Source organism: Pseudomonas sp. LBUM1676 (assembly GCF_059695605.1).
Map to the genome: position 1 here is coordinate 2,893,273 of NZ_CP166777.1, position 19,134 is coordinate 2,912,406.

Sequence of the window (19,134 nt, forward strand, 5' to 3'; positions counted from 1 at the left end):
AAACCTGTTGTCGATCGAAAAACTCTGTGCCGGCTACGGCGACTTTCAAGCGCTGTTCGATATCAGCCTGACCCTTGAGGCGGGCGAAACCGTGGCGATCATCGGTTCCAACGGTGCGGGCAAATCGACGTTCCTGCGCTCTCTGGCGGGGCTGATCAGGAACCAGCCCGCAGCCATCACCTTCAAGGGCCAGGCCATTGGCGATCTCGCGGCGAATCAGGTGCTGGAGCGCGGCATCGCCCTGGTGCCGGAAGGCCGCAAGCTGTTTCCCTCGCTGAGTGTCGAGGAAAACCTGCTGATCGGCGCCTACAGCAAACGCCCCGGTCCCTGGACGCTGGCGCGGATTTATCAACTGTTTCCGGTGCTGGAAAAACTACGCAAGCGTCCCGGCACCGCACTGTCCGGTGGCCAGCAGCAAATGGTCGCGATTGGCCGGGGCCTGATGGCCAACCCGCAACTGCTGTTGTGCGACGAGATCAGCCTGGGCCTGGCGCCGACGACGATCAAGGACATCTACGCCGCACTGCCGTCGATAAAGGCTGACGGCACGACGGTGATTCTCGTCGAGCAGGACATCAATCAGGCGCTGAGTGTCTGCGACCGTTTCTATTGCTTCCAGGAAGGGCGCGTGTCCCTGACTGGCCGGCCCGGGGACGCTGACAAAGCGCAAATCAAAGCCGCGTATTTCGGGATCTAGTGATGGAATGGCTCAATACTTTGCTTCAAGGCATGTTGCTGGGTGGCCTCTACGCGATGTTCGCGGTGGGGCTGTCGCTGATGTTCGGCATCATGCGCCTGGTCAACATCGCCCATGGCGACTTCATCGTGCTGGCATCTTATCTGGCATTGATGGTGGTCAATCACCTGGGGTTCAGCCCACTGGTGAGTCTGCTGGTGGTGGTGCCGCTGATGTTCTGTTTCGGCTATCTGCTGCAACGGTTGTTGCTCAACCGAACGCTGGGCCAGGACATTCTGCCGCCACTGCTGGTGACCTTTGGCCTGTCGATCATCGTGCAGAACGTGCTGCTGGAATTTTTCAGCGCCGACAGCCAGAAGCTGTCCCAGGGCGACCTCGAAGTGGCCAGTGTCGGCTTCGGCGGCCTGAGTGTGGGCGTCATGCCGCTGATCGTGTTTTGCAGCGCGCTGCTGATCATCGGGGGCCTGCAATTGCTGTTCTACAAAACCGCACTGGGCCGGGCGTTTCGCGCCACCTCCGATGACCAGCAAACCGCACGGCTGATGGGCGTCAACAACGCACATATCTTCGGCCTGGCCATGGCGCTGGCGATGGCCGTGGTGTCGATTGCCGGAGTGTTCCTGGCGATTCGCACCAGCTTCGACCCGACAGTGGGGCCGGCGCGTCTGTTGTACGGATTCGAGGCCGTGATCATCGGCGGGTTGGGCAGCCTGTGGGGCACCCTGGCCGGTGGAGTGATCCTCGGTGTGGCCCAGGCGTTGGGCGCAAAAATCGATCCTGGCTGGCAAATCCTCGCCGGTCATCTTGTGTTCCTGCTGATCCTGGTCGTGCGCCCGCGTGGCCTGTTCCCTCGGAGTGTCGACTGATGAATGCCCTGAATAATCCCGCGCTCGGCTATCGCGTACAACGCACGACCACCAGCAGCATGGTCGGCCTGTCGTTGCTGGGTCTGTGTGTGTTGCTGTTGATCAGTGCGCCATTCTGGGCCGATCGTTCAAGCCTGCGGCTGGTGGTGGAATTCGCCTATTACCTGGCGCTGGCGCAGATGTGGAACCTGCTGGCCGGTTATGCCGGCATGGTTTCGGTCGGGCAGCAGGCGTTCGTCGGTCTGGGTGGATATCTTTTATTCATGCTGGCCACCCGCTTTGGTGTGCCGCCATTGTTTGCGGTTTTGCTCTGCGGCGTGCTGGTCGCGTTACTGGCGATTCCCACGGCGTTGATCGTATTTCGGCTGCGCGGTGCCTACTTCGCGATCGGCACCTGGGTCGTGGCCGAAGTCTTTCGCCTGGGCCTGGCGCAGATGAGCAGCCTCGGCGGCGGTTCCGGGCAGAGCCTGCCAGCGGCGATCGTGCGACAGATCGGCAACGACCGCGACGAGCGCGAGATGCTCATCTACTTCACCGCATTGGCCATCGCCATTGCCACCGTGGCGGTGGTGTTCTTTGTCCTGCGTTCGCGACAGGGCCTGGCGTTGGCTTCGATTCGTGACTCCGAGCCGGCGTCCGGCAGCCTGGGTGTCAATACCTTCCGCACCAAACTGATGGTGTACGTGCTGGCGGCCGGTTGCACGGGCGTGGTCGGTGCGCTGATCTTCCTGCAAAAACTGCGTATCTCCCCGGATGCCGCGTTCAGCCTGCAGGACTGGACGGCGGTGGTGATCTTTATCGTGATCATCGGCGGCATCGGCACGCTGGAGGGGCCCTTGATCGGCACGCTGATCTACTTCCTGTTGCGCGGCTGCCTGGCGCAGTTCGGCGCGGTGTACATGATCATCCTCGGCGTGGTCGCGGTGGTGATGATGCTCAAGGCTCCGCAAGGGGTGTGGGGGCTGATCAGCGAGCGTTTCGGCTGGCAGGTTTTCCCGATGCAGCGGCGGTTGTCGGTCCACACCGACCAATAGACGCGCCACCCACACTGTTTGCAATTCACGAACACAGAAGTCGCTGACATTGCAATTGTTGGCAGGCGGCGCCGCGCTTATCGTCCGCTGCGCAATGACTGCGCCGGGCATTGAACACAAACAACAATAACAATAACTGGAGAATGTCGATGAGAGCTGGATTCAGTCTCGCGATGAACATGGCAGGTCTTGGGCTGTGTGTTTTGGGTACTTCCATTTATCCGGGGGCCAAGGCACAAGCGTCGGGCATTCCTTTTGCCAGCAACAGGCCGCAAAGTTTCCAATTCAGTTCCGACTTCACAGAAGCCTATAACTCGGTCGGCCAGGAGTTTGAATACAACGACGACCGCAAACGCTTTGACGATCATGGCAACAAGGTCGACGGCAGCAATACCGACACCTTCGTTGGCCTGACGTCGTTGCTGCACTACTGGAAGATGGACGGCCTGCCCAATACCGGCTTCATCGCCAGCATCACCCTCCCGGAGATCGCGGTTCGCGGCAATGGCACGCGGGTCAGCGGGTTCGGCGATCCTCTGGTCGGCGGCCTGGTCTGGTACAACCCGACACCGTTGCGCACCCTCGGTATGCAAGCCTACGTGCAGCTGCCGACCGGGGCGGACTCGGTCAGCAGCGACACCTACGCTTTGTGGCCTTCACTGTTCTACAACGAATGGCTGGGCAAGGTGAATATCGACCTGCTGGTGGGCGCGATCATTCGTGGCAAAGGCCCGCACGACACCGACCCCGGCGACACCGGTCACGCGAACCTGCGCCTGGGATACAACATCGTCGATCGCCCGACGTACCAGGTCACGCCCTTCATCAGTGCCGATTACCAGAAAACCTTCAGCTCCGATGATCGCGACAACAACACCATCGCGTTCTCCGAATCCAACGAAACCGCGCTCGGCGCCGGTGTGCTGTTCCAGCTCAAGCCCGGCGTGCAGAAGGTGTTCGCCCAGAAAATGTGGGACCAGGTCTCCATCCACTATTCCAAAGGCGTGGAAGGGCGCAACACCACCGTCACGGACGGCTTGTTTGTGCAGCTCTGGCATTACTGGTGAGTCATCGACGCCTGGCGGCGTCCTGTGATTGGCCGTTGTGACCGCTATGTGTTTCGGAGAATAAAAATGAATGATGAAAAGCAAAAACTTGCCCTGTCTCGCCGCAGCTTTATCAAGGCCGGTGCCGCCGGTACGGCGGTCGCCGCGCTGTCGGGTGTGGCTGGAGGGGCGATGGGCAGCGATGAGCTGCCGTTCGACCGAGAGCACGACATTGTCGTCGTCGGCGGGGGTGGCAGCGGGTTGCCAACCGCCTTGTTCTCCCGCTGGCTGGGTAACGACGTGGTCATCCTGGAAAAGGCCGGCAGCCCTGGCGGCACCGCGGCCAAGGCGGCGTTCTGGTACTGGGTGCCGAACAACAAGCCGATGCGTGACGCCGGCCTGGTCGATGAAAAACCGGATTACCTGCGCTATGTCGCCCGTCTGACACGCCCGCAATCCTACGATGCATCGTTGCCCAAACTCGGTCTGTCGGACTGGGAATACGAGATGTGCGAAGCCATCTATGACAGCGCCTCGCCCGCCGCCGAACTGTTGGCCGAACGCGACGCGCTGCCTTACCGCCATTGCCCGGATGTGCCGGACTACTGGTCTGAATTGTCCGAAGACAAAGCCAAGAAAGGCCGGGTATTGCTGCCCAAGGACGCCCGACCGAGCATGTCGGACGGCGGTCGGGTGGCGATCCGCACGCTGACCGCGGCAGCCAAGCGTGACGGCGTGCAGATCCGCACCGGCGAGCGCGTGGTGAAAGTGATCCTCAACAGCAAAGGCGAAGCGGTTGGCGTCGAGGTCGAAACCGAAGAGGGTACGCGTCAGCGGGTCAAGGCGCGCAAGGCGGTAATTTTCGCCACCGGCGGTTTTACCCACGATCCGGAACTGCGCCGCAACTTCCTCAACGCTCCGGTGTACGGCGGCTGCGCGGCCCTGACCAATGAAGGCGATTTCATCCGCATTTCCAGCGAACTGGGGGTGCAATTGCGCAACATGAACTACGCATGGTCGTGCCCGATTCTGTTGGAAAAAGCCTTGGCCAAGGACGGTTCGATGTCGGGCATTTTCACCATGAACGGCGATTCGATGCTGATGGTGAACAAGTACGGCAAGCGTGTCGTCAACGAAAAAACCGTTTACAACGAAATGGTCCCCACCTTCTTCCAGTGGGACGGAGATAAAGCCGAATACCCGAACCTGGTGATGTTTTCGATCTGGGACCAGCGCGCCCAGGACTACTGCAGCAGTGACGAATACGGCTCGCCGATCGTGCCCAAAGGCGGCAACGATCGGCATGTGGTCCGTGGCGAAACCCTGGAAGAGCTGTCCAGGAACATTGCCGCACGGCTCGACAAACATGCCAGCGACATTGGTGGCATGCAGCTCAGCCCGCAATTCGATACCAACCTCAAAGCCACGCTCAAGCGTTTCAACGAACTGGCGAGGAAGGGCAAGGACCTCGACTTGCAGCGTGGCGAGCTGGTGATCCAGGGTGTCTTCACCGGCCCGGTCAAACCCGACCGCACCGGCAACCTGACGATGTACCCGTTGGCCGCAAAAGGCCCGTACTACGCGGCGTTGATCACCGGCGGCAACCTTGACACCAAGGGCGGTCCGAAAACCAATTCCCTCGGCCAGGTACTCAATCACGCCGACGCGCCGATCCCCGGGCTTTACGGTGTCGGCAATTGCGTGGCGTCGGCCTCCGGTCGCGCCTATTGGGCCGGCGGTGCGACGCTTGGCCCAATCATAGCCTTCGCCTATCGCGCGGCCAACCAGGCCCACAAAGAACCGACCCGAAGCTGAATCAAGCCCGAGCTGCGATCACTCGCGGCTCCCATCACCGTGATTGCATGAGAACAACGACATGACGCATTTGCTCCTACGCGCCCCGGCCCTGTTGCTGGCGGCAAGCATGGGCCTGACGGGCATCGTTCAGGCTGACGATCTGGCGCTCGCGCAGAAACTGGCGACCAACCACTGCGCGGTCTGTCACACCTTCGACAAGGACGGACCGCCGGGGCAGGGGCCGAACCTGTTCGGGCTGATCGGTCGCAAGGCCGCAAGCGAGTCGAACTTCACCTACAGCGACGGCTACAGCAAAACCATGTCCGGCAAGGTCTGGGATGAACAACTGCTCGATGCCTGGCTGACAGATGCCCAGGCCGTCGCGCCGGGCAGTGCCATGGTGTATGCCCAGGACGACCCGACCAAACGGCAGAAAATCATCGCGTACCTCAAGTCGCTGCACTGACAACCATCCTCCCCAAACACAAGACGCAGACAACCATGATCAGCACCCTGACAATGACCGACGAGCAACGCAAATCCATCGCCCTGGAATACCTCAAGGCCTTCGACAACGGTGGTATCACCTCCACCGGCGGCAGCATTCTCGACCTGTTCGCCGACGACGCCCAGGTGCTTTTTCCCAAGTGGGGACTGGCCACCGGCCGCGAGCAGATCGGTCAGATGTTCACTGACCTGGGCGGCCGCTTGAAGTCGATTACCCACGACTACGCGCATTTCAACTGGATTCTCACGGGCACCGACACGCTGGTCTGTGAAGGCACCAGTTTCGGCGAGCACGTCGACGGCCACTGGCGCGCAGGCGTGCCCACACCGGCCGGTGCCGGTTACTGGGCCGACGTATTTGAAATCCGCGATTTCAAGATTCAGCGCTGCTTCATTTACCTGGACCCTGATTACGGCAACCAGGACACCGCGCGCTATCCTTGGCTGAATCGCTGATCTTCGGTAGACGCGCTTGCCCGGGATACGGCCGGCACAGGGATGTGGAGTGCGACGGGCCGACAGGCTAACCTCGGTGTTCCTATAAGAACAAAGACATCCAGAGAGCCTGCCCCATGGATCGTTTACTCAGTGTCGAAGCCTTTGTGCGAGTGGCCGAAACCGGCAATTTTGCCAAGGCGGCCCAGCAATTGGGTGTGACCCGCTCGGTGATCACCCATCGCATTCAACAGCTGGAACAGTTCATCAATGCGCCGCTGTTCCATCGCAGTACGCGGCATGTCCGGCTCTCCGACGTGGGGGAGACGTATTACAAGGAATGCGCGGACATGGTCGCCAGTTTCAATTCGCTGACCGAGCACATGCGCGAGTTGCGTGCCAAGCCCACCGGCAAGTTGCGGGTGCAGATGCTGCCCGGCTTTGCCATCGGTCACTTCGGCAGGATGCTGGCCGAGTTCACGCGGCTGTACCCCGACATCGAGGTCGACGTCATCGTCAATGACCGGGTCGTGGACCCGATCGAGGAGGGCTTTGATGTGGCGTTCCAGATGTTCCCGCCGATGGCCGAAACCCTGATCGAGCGCAAGCTGTTCAGCGTTCGCCGATTGTTCTGCATGTCACCCGATTATGCCGCCGAGTTCGGCGCACCCACGCACCCGCAGGAATTGCTGCAACACAAGATTGCCTTGTACGAGGGCTATCCGTCGCGCAACCGCTGGATCTTTACCGGCGCTGACGAGCAGGTGGAACTGAGCCTGCCAGGCCAGGTGCGATCGAATTCGGTGCATTTGCTGCGCGACTACGCGTCGACCGGGGTCTGCATTGTCTGCCTGCCGACACTGGTGGCCAGTGACGACCTGCTCAGCGGGCGGCTGATACCGGTCCTGCCCGAGTACACGCTGTCATCCTTCAATTTTTCCGCGGTGTACCCGGCGACCCAGCGCCGCGCCTTGAAAGTGCGCACGCTGATCGACTTCCTGGTGGAAAACTTCGGCGACGAACCCTGCTGGGACAAGCCCTTGCTGGAGCGCGGCTGGGTCCGCTGAGGGTACGTTCGCGGGGCCAGTGTTTGCGTTTCGCGAACACTGTTGTCGCCGGCTCTCTAATTGTCCCGGCACGAGGCGCGACGTACTGTTGGCGCACTGTTACTACAACAACAAAACGGTGAAAACCATGAGTAGCGCGGCAATCGAAACGGTCTTCGGCTCGCTGGACAACTACAGCAAAGGGTCGGTTGAAATCATCAGCGGCCAGGCCAGTCATTACGCCTTTTCGAACATTTTCGAAGTGGCGGAAAAATCCCTTCCTTATGAAAAAGTCGTTGTCGGTCTCAATCTCGGTTACGTCATTGAAACCCTGCGCGCCGAAGGTCAGTCGCCTTGGTACACAGCAGCGCACGACGAGTTCGCCATCGTCATGGACGGTGAGGTAAGGGTGGATTTCCTCAAGCTTGATGCGCCTTTGAAAGATGGCGAGGGTACGCGCCTGGCGGGTGAAATGCCTGCGGGCAAACCGATGGGCTACGTGTTGCTCAAACGCGGTCACCAGTGCCTGCTGCCAACCGGCACTGCGTATCGCTTCGAAGCCGGCCGTCCCGGCGTGATCCTGCAGCAGACCATTAAAGGACCGTTGTCGGTCGAGAAGTGGGCAGACATCTGCTTCAAGTGATCACCGCCTCCCATCCAACAAAAGCAACAACGAGGAATTGCGTCATGGCCATGCTTGAAACCGCTGCCGATAACACCTCCTTTGCCGACGACGAAGTCCAGGCCAGCGCGCCCCATGCCGTCACCGGCTATTGCTCCTTCAAACTCGGCGCCTTCGAACTGTCGCGCGACGAGTATTTTGCCCGTATCACCTGGCCGGCCAAAGGTCAGACCCGCTCGCACCTGATTCCGGTCGATGCCTTCCTGCGCGCCATGATGCGCGACGTGGCCTGGGGCTTCTTCTATGGCTGGGTCAACTTCGACCACGTCATTGGCACTCGCAATTACTACGGCAACGTCGACCTGTACGCCGGCACCTTCAACGGCACGCTCAAGGCCGCAGGCGTCAACTACACCGAAAACTTTGAAACGCCGCTGATCATGGCGACCTTCAAGGCCATCCTGCGGGACTGGACCAACGCCACCTTCGACCCGTTCGCGGCGCCGGAAGAAACCGGCTCGGCATTTGGGCGCAAGAACGGCGACAACATCGAAGCCATCGAGCGTTTCCGCATCGCCACTAAACGCATGCCTGGCTTGAAAGACGATTCGCCGCTGCGTAACGATTTGCCGGTCAATCGCCAGTTCATCGACGTTGATCAGGATGAACCTGAAGTTCACGCATCCGAAGGTTTCGAGGGTGAGCTGCATGCCTTCAGCCTGTTCAAGTACCTGTCGCGCTCCGACGTGACCTGGAACCCGTCGGTGACTTCGGTGTGCAAGACCAGCCTGTTCTGCCCGACCACTGAAGAATTCATCTTGCCGGTGTTCCATGGCAATGACCGGGTCGAGTGGTTCCTGCAGATGTCCGATGAAATCATCTGGGACGTCGGCGACAAGGACGACGGCAACCCGCGGGCGCGCATCACCATGCGTGCCGGCGACATCTGCGCCATGCCGGCGGACATTCGCCACCAGGGCTATTCGACCAAGCGCTCGATGCTGCTGGTGTGGGAAAACGCCACGCCAAACCTGCCGCAACGCTACGAAAGCGGTGAACTCAAGCCGTACCCGATCGAGTTCTAAGACCCTGGTCTTGCCCGGCGTCGTGCCGGGCCACTTTCGAGAATCAAGTCGCCAGACACTGCGCCATGGGCGGGGTGGGAGGAAAATATTATGCAAAATCAGCTGTATATCGATGGCCGATTCGTCGATGCGGTCGCTGGCGGCACCATCGACGTCGTGTCGCCCCATGACGGCTCGTTGATCACCCGCGTCGCCGCCGCCGAAGCCGCGGACATCGAGCTTGCCGTTGCCGCCGCCAAACGTGCGTTTCCGGCCTGGTCTGCCCTGGGCGCCGCCGAACGCGGGCGCTTGTTGCTCAAGCTGGCGGACAAGATTGAAGCGTGTGGCGAAGAACTGGCGCAGCTCGAATCCCTGAACACCGGGCACCCGATCCGTGATTCCCGCGGCCTCGACGTTCCGCGTACGGCGGCCTGTTTCCGTTACTTCGGCGGCATGGCCGACAAGATCGAAGGTTCGGTGATCCCGGTCGAAGCCGGGTTCCTCAATTACGTACAGCGCAAGCCGATCGGTGTGGTCGGGCAGATCGTGCCCTGGAATTTCCCGCTGATGTTCACCAGTTGGAAAATGGGCCCGGCACTGGCCGCGGGTAACACCATCGTCATCAAACCCTCGGAAATCACACCGCTGTCGACATTGCGCATTGTCGAACTGATGACCGAAGTCGGCTTCCCCAAAGGCGTGGTCAACGTCGTGCCGGGTTACGGGCATACCGCGGGCCAGGCGCTGGCCGAGCACCTTGATGTGGGCAAGATCGCCTTTACCGGCTCGACGGCGACCGGTCGGCGGATCGTTGAAGCGTCGAAAGGCAACCTCAAGCGCATCCAGCTGGAGTTGGGTGGGAAGGGCGCCAATATTGTGTTCGAAGACGCCAATCTGGAAGCGGCGGTCAATGGCGCAGCCTGGGCGATCTTTCACAACCAGGGGCAAGCCTGCATCGCCGGTTCGCGGTTGATTCTGCATAAAGACATCGCCGACCGATTCCTTGAGCGTTTCATCGCCCTGGCCAAATCCATTCGCCTTGGCGATCCGATGGACCCTGAAACCGAAATGGGCCCACTGACGTCGGCGTTGCATCGCGATCGCGTACTGGCCTACATCGAGATCGCCAAAGAGCAGGGCGGCAGAATCCTCGCCGGTGGCAAAGCCCCTGACGATGAAAGATTGGCCAATGGTTTTTATGTCGAACCGACCGTCGTCGAGGCATCCCCCGAGGATCGTGTGTGCCAGGAAGAAGTCTTCGGCCCCTTCGTCACCGTCGTGCGGTTCAGCACCGACGAAGAAGCCCTGGCTATCGCCAACAGCACTGAATACGGTCTCGGCAGTGGCCTGTGGACGCAGAACCTGGCCCGCGCGCACAAAATGGCCGAGGCCATTCACGCCGGTATGTGCTGGGTCAACTGCTACAAACGCGTCAGCCCCGGCAGCCCGTTTGGTGGCGTCGGTCAATCGGGCTACGGTCGTGAGATGGGTTTTGAAGCCATCCATGACTACACCGAAGCCCGTTCGGTGTGGGTCAACGTCGACGCCAAAATCCCTGCGCACTTCAAACGCTGAGGCCTGCCATGAATCCTTTTGTTTACCAAAGCCTGCCGACCCGTGTGGTGTTCGGTTGGGGCAAGCTCTCGGCGCTGGCTGAGGAGATCGAGCGCCTGGGCGCCAGGCGGGCACTGATCCTCACCACGCCGGAACAACAGGTTCTGGGCGAACAGGTCGCGGCCTTGCTCGGTGATCGCGCCGCGGGCGTCTATCCCAAGGCGGTGATGCATGTGCCGCTGGAAGTGGCGCAAGCGGCTCGTGTGGAGGCGGCCCGTCTCGATGCCGATTGCTGTGTCGCCATAGGCGGTGGTTCGACCATCGGCCTGGGCAAGGCGATCGCCATGGATTCGGGGCTGCCGATCGTGGCGATTCCGACCACTTACGCCGGATCGGAAATGACCCCGATCTACGGGCTGACCGAAAACCGTCTGAAGAAGACCGGGCGCGATCCCCGGGTTTTACCGAAAACCGTGATCTACGATCCACAATTGACGCTGACCTTGCCGGCGCAGATTTCCGCCTGCTCGGGCATGAACGCCATGGCGCATGCGGTGGAAGCGTTGTACGCCCAGGACGCCAACCCGATCATCGGTTTCATGGCCGAAGAGTCGATTCGCTCACTGGCCTTGGCTCTGCCGGGCGTGGTTAACGATCCCGAAGACCCTGAAGCACGCAGTCAGGCGTTGTATGGCGCGTGGCTGGCGGGCATTTGCCTCGGTTCAGTGGGGATGGCCTTGCACCACAAGCTCTGCCACACATTGGGCGGTACGTTCAATTTGCCTCACGCCCAAGCCCATGCGATCGTTTTGCCCCACGCTGCGCATTACAACCGCGAAGCTGCAGCAGGGCCGTTGCAACGTGCCGCTCGCGCCTTGGGTGGCAGTGAGGCCGGCGAGGTCGGTGCATTGTTGTATGCACTGAACCAGAAACTGGGCATTCCACTGGCCCTGGCGGATATCGGGCTGCCCGAAAACGGACCGGCCGACGCTGCGCAAATCGCCTGCGCCAGTCCCTATTACAACCCGCGGCCGTTTGAACAGGGCCCGATCCAAGCGCTGCTGACCCGTGCCATGAAAGGCCTGGCGCCAGCCTGATCGACCCCGCGCCGGGGCGCTATTGCCCCCGGCATCCGGGGTTGGCCGGAACACTCATCCTCGTCGAAATAACAACAATGACCGATCAAGATAAAGCCGTCGAAACACTGATCTCCGAGCAGGCGGTCAACAGCTTCAGCGCCGCTCCCGATGCACGCTACAGGCAGATCATGCAAAGCCTGGTTCGTCACCTGCACGCGTTTGTCAGTGACGTCGAACTGACCGAACAGGAGTGGTTTGAAGGCATCCGCTTTCTGACCGAGACCGGCCATAAGTGCGATGGCCTGGTGCGCCAGGAATTCATCCTGCTGTCCGATACCCTGGGCGTGTCGATGCTGGTCGATGCGATCAACCACCGGCACAGCGCCAACGCCACCGAGACCACCGTGTTCGGACCGTTTTTCATCGAAGGCATGCCGGAGCGTGAGTTCGGTGAAAACATGGCATTTACCCCAGGCGAGACGGCGCTGGTGCGCGGTCGCGTAGTCGATACCCAGGGCAATCCGCTGGCCGGTGCCGTACTGGACGTCTGGCAAACCGCCGAAAACGGCCAGTATTCAGGTCAGGACAGCGAACAGCCCTTCGGTAACCTGCGCGGTCGCTATCGTACCGATCCAGACGGCTATTTTGCGATTCGCACGATTGTCCCGGTGTGCTATCCGATCCCCACCGACGGTCCGGTCGGGCGCATGCTCAATGCCGCCAACCGGCACCCGTGGCGGCCTGCGCACCTGCATTTCATGATCGATGCGCCGGGCTATCGCAAACTGGTCACCCACCTGTTCAATCACGATGATCCGTACCTGGAGTCCGACGCGGTATTTGGCGTCAAACAGTCGTTGCAGGTGATCTATGAGGACCGGATCGCCCACGATGACTTGTCCGCCAGACTGGGTATGGACCTGCCGTTCAAGCGTGCGTGTTACGAATTCGTCATGGAAGCAGAGTGAATCATGGGACTGTTTTTTGCGGTATTCGCTACCGATCACCCGGGCTCTGTGGCCTTGCGTCAGCGCTTGCGACCCAGTCATCAAGCGCACCTGCGAGCGACCGAGAAGCATCGGGTCATCGTCCGCCTCGGCGGGCCGACGCTCGATGAGGCCGGGGCGGCAATGAATGGCACCTTGCTGGTGATTGAGGCGGGCAGCCTGCCGGAGGTGGAAGCGTTCATCCAGGACGACCCATATGTTCAGGCCGGACTGTTCGCCAGTATCCAGATCCGCCCCTGGCACTGGAGCCTCGGCAACCCGGAATTGCGCGGCTGATCACCATGACCACCATTACGTTGTGCCAACTGGATGACATCCCTGACGGTGGCGCCCTGGGTTTGCCCGAACACCGGCAATTGCATCCCGCCGGGCTGGTGGCGGTGCGTCAAGGCGAGCAGGTATGGGTCTACATCAACCGCTGCCCGCATTTCTCGGTACCCTTGGACTATCGCCCGCAAGAATTCTGCACCTATCGTGGCAAGGTGCTGATGTGCGCGCATCACAGCGCGGTGTTTCGTTTCGAGGACGGACACTGCATCGACGGGCCCTGCAAGGGGGCGCAATTGGAGTCGGTGCCGGTGCGGTGGGTCGAAGACCGCTTGGTCATGCAGGTCGCGGACGCGGAGTGAGTGACGGGACATGGGACCGTTTCAGGCCTACACCTTGCTCGCCGGTTTTGCCACGCGTTTGCTGCCTGTGGACGGCTTGCGCTTGGCAGGTTTGCGTTTGTTTTTCCACGGCGTGGCGCCGCGTCCGGCCGGGCTTGCCGGGCCGCTGATGGTCAGGCTCAGGCCGGCGCAACGGGCGACTTGCTTGCTCATCCACGCCGCCTGCTTGGTGACGAATTCTTCCAGGCTCATTTCACCGCTCTGCACCATGTCCAGCGCCTGTTCCCAGATCGCCGTGGTCCCGGGATCGGCAATGGCGCGCGGCACCGCATCGATCAGGCTGAACGCGGCCGGGGTTGCGGCCAGGGCCTTGCCGTTCTTGATCAGGTAACCGCGGTCGAGCAGACCCTGGATGATCGAGGCGCGGGTCGCTTCGGTGCCGATGCCGGTGGTGTCCTTGAGCTTTTGCTTGAGCAGCGGATCTTCCACCAGTTTGGCGACGTTTTTCATCGCCTTGATCAGATCGCCTTCGGTGAACGGCTTGGGCGGTTGTGTCCAGAGGTCCTTGAGCTTCACCTCGGCCACCGCGCAATCGCGCCCTTCGGCCAAGGCCGGCAGGGTTTGCGGGGCGGGTGCTTCGCGGCCCTTGGCCGGGGCAAGGGCCTCGGGCAGGGCGCGTTTCCAGCCGGGCTCGACGATCTGCTTGCCCACGGCGCGCAAGGCTTCACCGGCACAGTCGAAGTCGGCCTGGGTGCGGTCGTATTCGTGGTTGGGCAGAAATTGCGCCAGGTAACGCGCGCGAATCAGCGTGTACACCGCCCGCTGCTTGCCCACCAGGCGCTCGAGGTTTTTCGCCGCCGCGGTGGGAATGATGCCGTGGTGCGCGCTGACCTTGGCATCGTTCCAGGCCCGTGAGCGCCGCTGAGGCTGCAGGTGATCGTTCAAGGCGTTCAGCGTCGGGTCGGCCTGCTTCAGCGCCGCCAGGATGCCTGGCGCTTCGCTGTGCTGACTCAGTGGCAGGTAGCCGCAGTCGCTGCGCGGGTAGGTGATGACCTTGTGGGTTTCGTAGAGCGCCTGGGCGATATCGAGGGTTTCCTGGGCGCCGAGGCCGAGCTTCTTCGAGCAGACTTCCTGCAAGGTACCCAGGTCGAACGGCAGCGGCGCGACTTCGCGCATCCGCTCGGTGCGCAGCTTGATCACCCGGGCGCTCGCCGCACTGCCGAGCGCCGCCGCCGCTTTTTGTGCCAGCGCCTGATTCAGGCAGCGGTCCTGATCGTCGCAAAGCTCGGAGGCTGCACGCCACTGCGCGGTGAACGCGGTGCCATCGTGCAGCAGTTGCACATCGATCGCCCAATAGGCGACCGGGACGAAATCGGCAATGCTGCGGTCGCGATCCACCACCAGGCGCAGGGTCGGCGTCTGCACCCGACCGACCGGCAATACCCCCTGATAACCGGACTGACGGCCCAACAGCGTGAACAGCCGGCTCATGTTCATCCCGATCAGCCAGTCGGCCCGGGAGCGCCCCAGCGCCGAATGATAGAGACTGAACGTCTCGGCCCCGGGCTTGAGTGCTGCCAGCGCCTTGCGGATCGACGCGTCGTCCAGCGCCGACAGCCACAGGCGCCGGATCGGCCCGCGATAACGGCAATGCTCCACCAGTTCCCGGGCAATCATCTCGCCCTCACGGTCGGCGTCGGTCGCGATCACCAGTTCGGTTGCCTCACCCAGTAGCCGCTTGACTGCCTTGTACTGGCTGGCGGTACGTGGCTTGACGGTCATCTTCCACTTCTCTGGAATGATCGGCAGATCCGCCAGCACCCAGCGCTTGTAGCGCGCGTCATAGGCGTCCGGCGGCGCGGTTTCCAGCAGATGGCCGATGCACCAGGTCACTGTGACACCGGTTCCCAGCCAGCAGCCGTCGCCACGACGCCTGGCGCCGAGCACGGCCGCAATGTCTTTGGCCTGGGAAGGTTTTTCACAGAGGTACAGCTGCATGGCCACCGTCGTCGATCAGTGTTCTGGAGGTGCACAGAATGGAGGGAGATGAGCGCCGGGGCAATCTTTATCTGTATGGATGTACAGTTTATACGTTGCTTCTGGTTGCACTGGTACTCTTTTGGGATGTCTGCGGGTTCAGTCATGAGTGTTCCGATACGGGCGGCTGTGCTCACCAAATGCCGAAGAGAGATTGCTCCCGTTCGGCTGCGCAGCAGTCGCCATGGCGAAACATGAGGTATACCTGTTACATCACGGTGGCAGGTTCCAGGGCTGCGGTAGCCCAGCGGGGGTTAAGCTCTCTCGCCACAGGAATGCCTCCTTCCCACGCTCCAGGAGAAAGTGATGAAAAGCTCCGGTCCCAGTCCTGTCATCACCATTGCGGAACAGCCAGGCTGCCTCCTGGTGAAGTTTCACGGCATCCAGGTGGCCGCGTCCACACGGGCGCTGGTGCTGCTGGAGGCCAACTATCCTCCGGTGTACTACGTGCCCCGGGAGGACATCGCCGAACAGTATTTCGCCCGCACCGACCACACCAGCTATTGCCCCTATAAGGGCGACGCCAGCTATTTCAGCCTGCAGATCCCTGGGCATGAAGGCGCCAATGCGGTGTGGAGCTACGAAGCTCCCAAAGTGTCGGTCGAGCAGATTCGCGACTATGTGGCGTTTTATCCCGATCAAGTAACGTTCGAGATTCTGAAGAACGTCGAGTGATTGGCGTTTACCGGGATGTGCCAGCCTGGCCGCCTTCGCGGGCAAGCCTCGCTCCTGCGTGGGAGACGGGGCGGCTATGAGGCTGCCTTCTTCTAGCGGCAGCGATCAGATGGGGGCAATTCGTCGCACTGCATCAACCAGCGTGGATTCATCAATCTGATTAATCGAGGTCACCCCGGTCAAGGTCATCGCCACCCGCATTTCCTTGGCAAAGATATCCAGCATATTTTCCACACCCCGTTGACCGTCGACAGCCAGTGCATAAGCCATGGAACGCCCCAGCAGTACGCCTTTTGCCCCCAGCGCCAGCATCCGTACCACATCAAGCCCCGAGCGGACTCCCGAGTCGACCAGCACCGTCAGATCATTGCCGATGGCCTGCATGATGGGCGGTAATGCCTTGGTCGTGGACAGCACGCCGTCCAGCTGCCTCCCGCCATGGTTCGACACGACGATTCCATCCGCGCCAAAGCTGACCGCATCCCTGGCATCCTGGGGGTCGAGAATGCCTTTGATGATCATCGGGCCTTTCCAGAACTCGCGAATCCACTCCAGGTCGCTCCAGCTGATCGACGGGTCGAAGTTCTTCGCCAGCCAACCCATGTAGTCTTCCAGCGTTACGGCTTTGCCAAGGTACTTCGACACATTGCCCAGGTCGTGGGGACGGCCCATGAGGCCTACGTCGAAGGCCCAGGCAGGTCGGGTCATGGCCTGGAAAATTCGCCGCGAGGCGGCGAAAGGCCCGGACATGCCCGAGTGTGCGTCCCGGTATCGGGCGCCGGGCGTGGGCATGTCTACGGTAAACACCAGGGTCTGCACGCCGGCGGCCTTTGCCCGCTCCAGTGCGTTTTTCATGAACCCGCGGTCTTTCAACACGTACAGTTGAAACCAGAGGGGTTGCTGGCTTTGACTCGAGACTTCCTCGATCGAACACACCGAAACCGTCGACAGGCACAGCGGGATGCCTTTGTTTTGTGCTGCTTTTGCGGCCTGCACTTCACCACGACGGGCGAACATGCCCGTCAGGCCGACCGGCGCCAGAATGATCGGCATGGCCAGCGGTTGGTTGAAGAGGGTGGTTTCAAGGCTCAGAGTTTCGACGTTTTTCAGGATGCGCTGACGCAGGCTGATATCGGCCAGGTCGGCGCTATTGGCCCGCAGCGTATGCTCCGCATAGGCGCCGCCATCGATGTAGTCGAATAAGAAACGCGGGAGTTTGCGACGGGCTGCCTCGCGATAGTCGGATGCGGATGAAATGATCATGATGCCTCGTTCTGGAGAGTGGCGGGGCTATGGGGGCGTCGAACATTGGATCAGATTAACGAAAACGCCCCGCTTTGCGGGGCGTTTTTTTGCTCTGGTTGTCAGTTGGTGTCCAGATCCACGTTTTTGGTCTCGCGCAGACAGATCATTCCCACCACCAGGCTGACCCCGGTAATCAGCACCGGGTACCACAGCCCATAGAAGATATCCCCGGTGTACACCACCAGGGCAAATGACACCGTCGGCAGGAAGCCGCCGAACCAGCCGTTGCCGATGTGGTAGGGCAGGGACATCGAGGTGTAGCGGATGCGGGTCGGGAACAGTTCGACCATCAGCGCCGCCAGCGGGCCGTAGCACATGGCCGAGATGATGATCAGTGCGACGATCAGCGCCACGATCATTGGTTTGTTGATCAATTGGGTGTCGGCTTGTGACGGATAGCCGGCCAGGGTCACTGCACCACGCAGGGCCGCTTCGTCGTAACCGTCGATTTTCACGTCGCCGATGCTCACCTGCACGCCGCTGCCGGCCGGGGCCGCTGCGCTGGTGTAGGGCAGGCCCTGCTTGACCAGGAAGGTCTTGACCTTGTCGCAAGGGCTATCGAATTTGGCCTTGCCCACCGGGTCGAACTGGAAGGTGCAGGTGGCCGGGTCGGCCAGCACGGTGATCGGTGCCTGGCTACTGGCCTGGTCGATCGCCGGGTTGGCGTAGTGCGCGATGGATTTGAAGATCGGGAAGTACAGCGCGGTGGCCAGCAGCAGGCCGATCATCAGTATCGGCTTGCGCCCGACCTTGTCCGACAGCCAGCCGAAGAAGATGAAGAACGGCGCGCCAATGATCACGCTGACGATCAACAGGCTGTTGGCCAGGGCCGGGTCCATTTTCAGGAACTGGGTGAGGAAGAACAGCACGTAGAACTGCGCGGCGTAGAAGGTCACCGCTTGCCCGGCGTTGATGCTGAACAGGGCGATCAGGACGACTTTTAGGTTTTCCCATTTGCCGAAGGAATCACGCAGCGGCGACTTGCAGAGTTTGCCTTCCTCTTTCATTTTCACGAAGGCCGGCGACTCGTGCAGGCTCATGCGGATCCAGGTCGAGATGCCCAGCAGGATGATCGAAAACAGAAACGGAATCCGCCAGCCCCAGACTTCGAACTGGTCACCGGTGAAATGGCGGCAAGCGAGCACCACCAGCAGTGACAGCAGCAGACCGAGGGTGGCCGTGGACTGGATCCAGCTGGTATGGAAGCCGCGTTTGCCCATCGGCGCGTGTTCCGCGACGTAGGTCGCAGCACCGCCGTATTCACCGCCCAGGGCCAGGCCCTGGAGCATGCGCAGCACCACCAGAATGATGGGCGCGGCGATGCCGATGCTGGCGTAGGTCGGCAACAGCCCGACGCAGAAGGTCGCCACGCCCATGAGGATGATGGTGGCGAGGAAGGTGTACTTACGCCCGATCATGTCCCCGAGCCGGCCGAACACCAATGCGCCGAAAGGCCGCACGATGAAGCCGGCGGCGAACGCCATGAGGGCGAAGATGAACGCGGTGGTGTCGTTGACCCCGGCGAAAAACTGTTTGCTGATGACGGCCGCGAGGGCGCCGTAGAGGAAAAAGTCGTACCACTCGAACACCGTCCCGAGCGATGAGGCAAAGATGACTTTCTGGGTCTCGCGGCTGGTCCCCGCACTGCGTACGGCTTCCAGTGGCTGAACATGTTCTGACATATCGGTATCCCTCACAGTGATTGTTTTTGTTGTTCCACTGTCGGCGCCGGCCTTGTGGGCGGGTGCCGCTACT

The 19,134-nt window shown here is 61.2% G+C and carries 19 protein-coding genes; 16 read left to right on the top strand and 3 right to left on the bottom strand.

Features of this window, described 5'->3' with window-relative positions; translation table 11 throughout:
* Positions 1–4: 4 nt before the first annotated feature.
* From ACA041_RS13580 to ACA041_RS13650, 15 genes are all read left to right on the top strand, one after another.
* Positions 5–697, top strand: coding sequence for an ABC transporter ATP-binding protein (locus ACA041_RS13580; protein ID WP_497442074.1), 693 nt, complete (start codon positions 5–7; stop codon positions 695–697).
* A gap of 2 nt (positions 698–699) precedes the next feature.
* Positions 700–1,563, top strand: coding sequence for a branched-chain amino acid ABC transporter permease (locus ACA041_RS13585; protein WP_497441571.1), 864 nt, complete (start codon positions 700–702; stop codon positions 1,561–1,563).
* Positions 1,563–2,597: a branched-chain amino acid ABC transporter permease gene (locus tag ACA041_RS13590; RefSeq protein WP_497441572.1), complete on the top strand. Its 1,035-nt coding sequence runs from the start codon at positions 1,563–1,565 to the stop codon at positions 2,595–2,597. The genes ACA041_RS13585 and ACA041_RS13590 overlap by 1 nt, the downstream gene beginning before the upstream one ends.
* Positions 2,598–2,746: 149 nt before the next feature.
* Entirely contained in the window at positions 2,747–3,664 is a 918-nt protein-coding gene (locus ACA041_RS13595; RefSeq protein WP_497441573.1) for a transporter, read from the top strand.
* A gap of 66 nt (positions 3,665–3,730) precedes the next feature.
* Complete coding sequence (locus tag ACA041_RS13600) at positions 3,731–5,458, top strand: FAD-dependent oxidoreductase (protein WP_497441574.1); 1,728 nt, start codon at positions 3,731–3,733, stop codon at positions 5,456–5,458.
* Between the two features lie 61 nt (positions 5,459–5,519).
* Positions 5,520–5,906: a c-type cytochrome gene (locus ACA041_RS13605; RefSeq protein ID WP_497441575.1), complete on the top strand. Its 387-nt coding sequence runs from the start codon at positions 5,520–5,522 to the stop codon at positions 5,904–5,906.
* 35 nt (positions 5,907–5,941) lie between these two features.
* Positions 5,942–6,403 (top strand): nuclear transport factor 2 family protein, encoded by a 462-nt coding sequence (locus ACA041_RS13610; RefSeq protein WP_497441576.1) that lies wholly within the window; start codon positions 5,942–5,944, stop codon positions 6,401–6,403.
* A 116-nt stretch (positions 6,404–6,519) separates the two neighbouring features.
* A complete protein-coding gene (locus ACA041_RS13615; protein WP_497441577.1) occupies positions 6,520–7,449 on the top strand; it encodes a LysR family transcriptional regulator in 930 nt (309 codons plus the stop codon).
* A gap of 127 nt (positions 7,450–7,576) precedes the next feature.
* Positions 7,577–8,071 carry a cupin domain-containing protein gene (locus tag ACA041_RS13620; RefSeq protein ID WP_497441578.1) on the top strand — a complete coding sequence of 165 codons (495 nt, stop codon included), beginning with the start codon at positions 7,577–7,579 and terminating at the stop codon, positions 8,069–8,071.
* A gap of 44 nt (positions 8,072–8,115) precedes the next feature.
* Complete coding sequence (locus ACA041_RS13625; protein WP_497441579.1) at positions 8,116–9,135, top strand: hydroxyquinol 1,2-dioxygenase; 1,020 nt, start codon at positions 8,116–8,118, stop codon at positions 9,133–9,135.
* A gap of 90 nt (positions 9,136–9,225) precedes the next feature.
* A complete protein-coding gene (locus ACA041_RS13630; protein ID WP_497441580.1) occupies positions 9,226–10,689 on the top strand; it encodes an aldehyde dehydrogenase family protein in 1,464 nt (487 codons plus the stop codon).
* Positions 10,690–10,697: 8 nt separating this feature from the next.
* Positions 10,698–11,765 carry a maleylacetate reductase gene (locus tag ACA041_RS13635; protein WP_497441581.1) on the top strand — a complete coding sequence of 356 codons (1,068 nt, stop codon included), beginning with the start codon at positions 10,698–10,700 and terminating at the stop codon, positions 11,763–11,765.
* Positions 11,766–11,842: 77 nt separating this feature from the next.
* Positions 11,843–12,715, top strand: coding sequence for an intradiol ring-cleavage dioxygenase (locus ACA041_RS13640; RefSeq protein WP_497441582.1), 873 nt, complete (start codon positions 11,843–11,845; stop codon positions 12,713–12,715).
* Between the two features lie 3 nt (positions 12,716–12,718).
* Positions 12,719–13,030 (top strand): YciI family protein, encoded by a 312-nt coding sequence (locus tag ACA041_RS13645; RefSeq protein ID WP_497441583.1) that lies wholly within the window; start codon positions 12,719–12,721, stop codon positions 13,028–13,030.
* 5 nt (positions 13,031–13,035) lie between these two features.
* Positions 13,036–13,383: a Rieske (2Fe-2S) protein gene (locus tag ACA041_RS13650; protein WP_497441584.1), complete on the top strand. Its 348-nt coding sequence runs from the start codon at positions 13,036–13,038 to the stop codon at positions 13,381–13,383.
* A 27-nt stretch (positions 13,384–13,410) separates the two neighbouring features.
* Here ACA041_RS13650 and ACA041_RS13655 read toward each other — a convergent pair whose 3' ends face one another.
* A complete protein-coding gene (locus ACA041_RS13655) occupies positions 13,411–15,360 on the bottom strand; it encodes a DNA topoisomerase III (protein ID WP_497441585.1) in 1,950 nt (649 codons plus the stop codon).
* 345 nt (positions 15,361–15,705) lie between these two features.
* Between ACA041_RS13655 and ACA041_RS13660 the strand changes: the two genes are divergently transcribed.
* Complete coding sequence (locus tag ACA041_RS13660; RefSeq protein WP_497441586.1) at positions 15,706–16,074, top strand: DUF427 domain-containing protein; 369 nt, start codon at positions 15,706–15,708, stop codon at positions 16,072–16,074.
* Positions 16,075–16,179: 105 nt separating this feature from the next.
* Here ACA041_RS13660 and lldD read toward each other — a convergent pair whose 3' ends face one another.
* Both lldD and ACA041_RS13670 read right to left on the bottom strand, forming a co-directional pair.
* The gene (lldD, locus tag ACA041_RS13665; RefSeq protein ID WP_497441587.1) at positions 16,180–17,337 is read right to left on the bottom strand and encodes an FMN-dependent L-lactate dehydrogenase LldD; all 1,158 of its coding nucleotides are present in this window, start codon (positions 17,335–17,337) and stop codon (positions 16,180–16,182) included.
* A 101-nt stretch (positions 17,338–17,438) separates the two neighbouring features.
* Positions 17,439–19,061 (bottom strand): MFS transporter, encoded by a 1,623-nt coding sequence (locus ACA041_RS13670; protein WP_497441588.1) that lies wholly within the window; start codon positions 19,059–19,061, stop codon positions 17,439–17,441.
* Between the last annotated feature and the right edge of the window lie 73 nt (positions 19,062–19,134).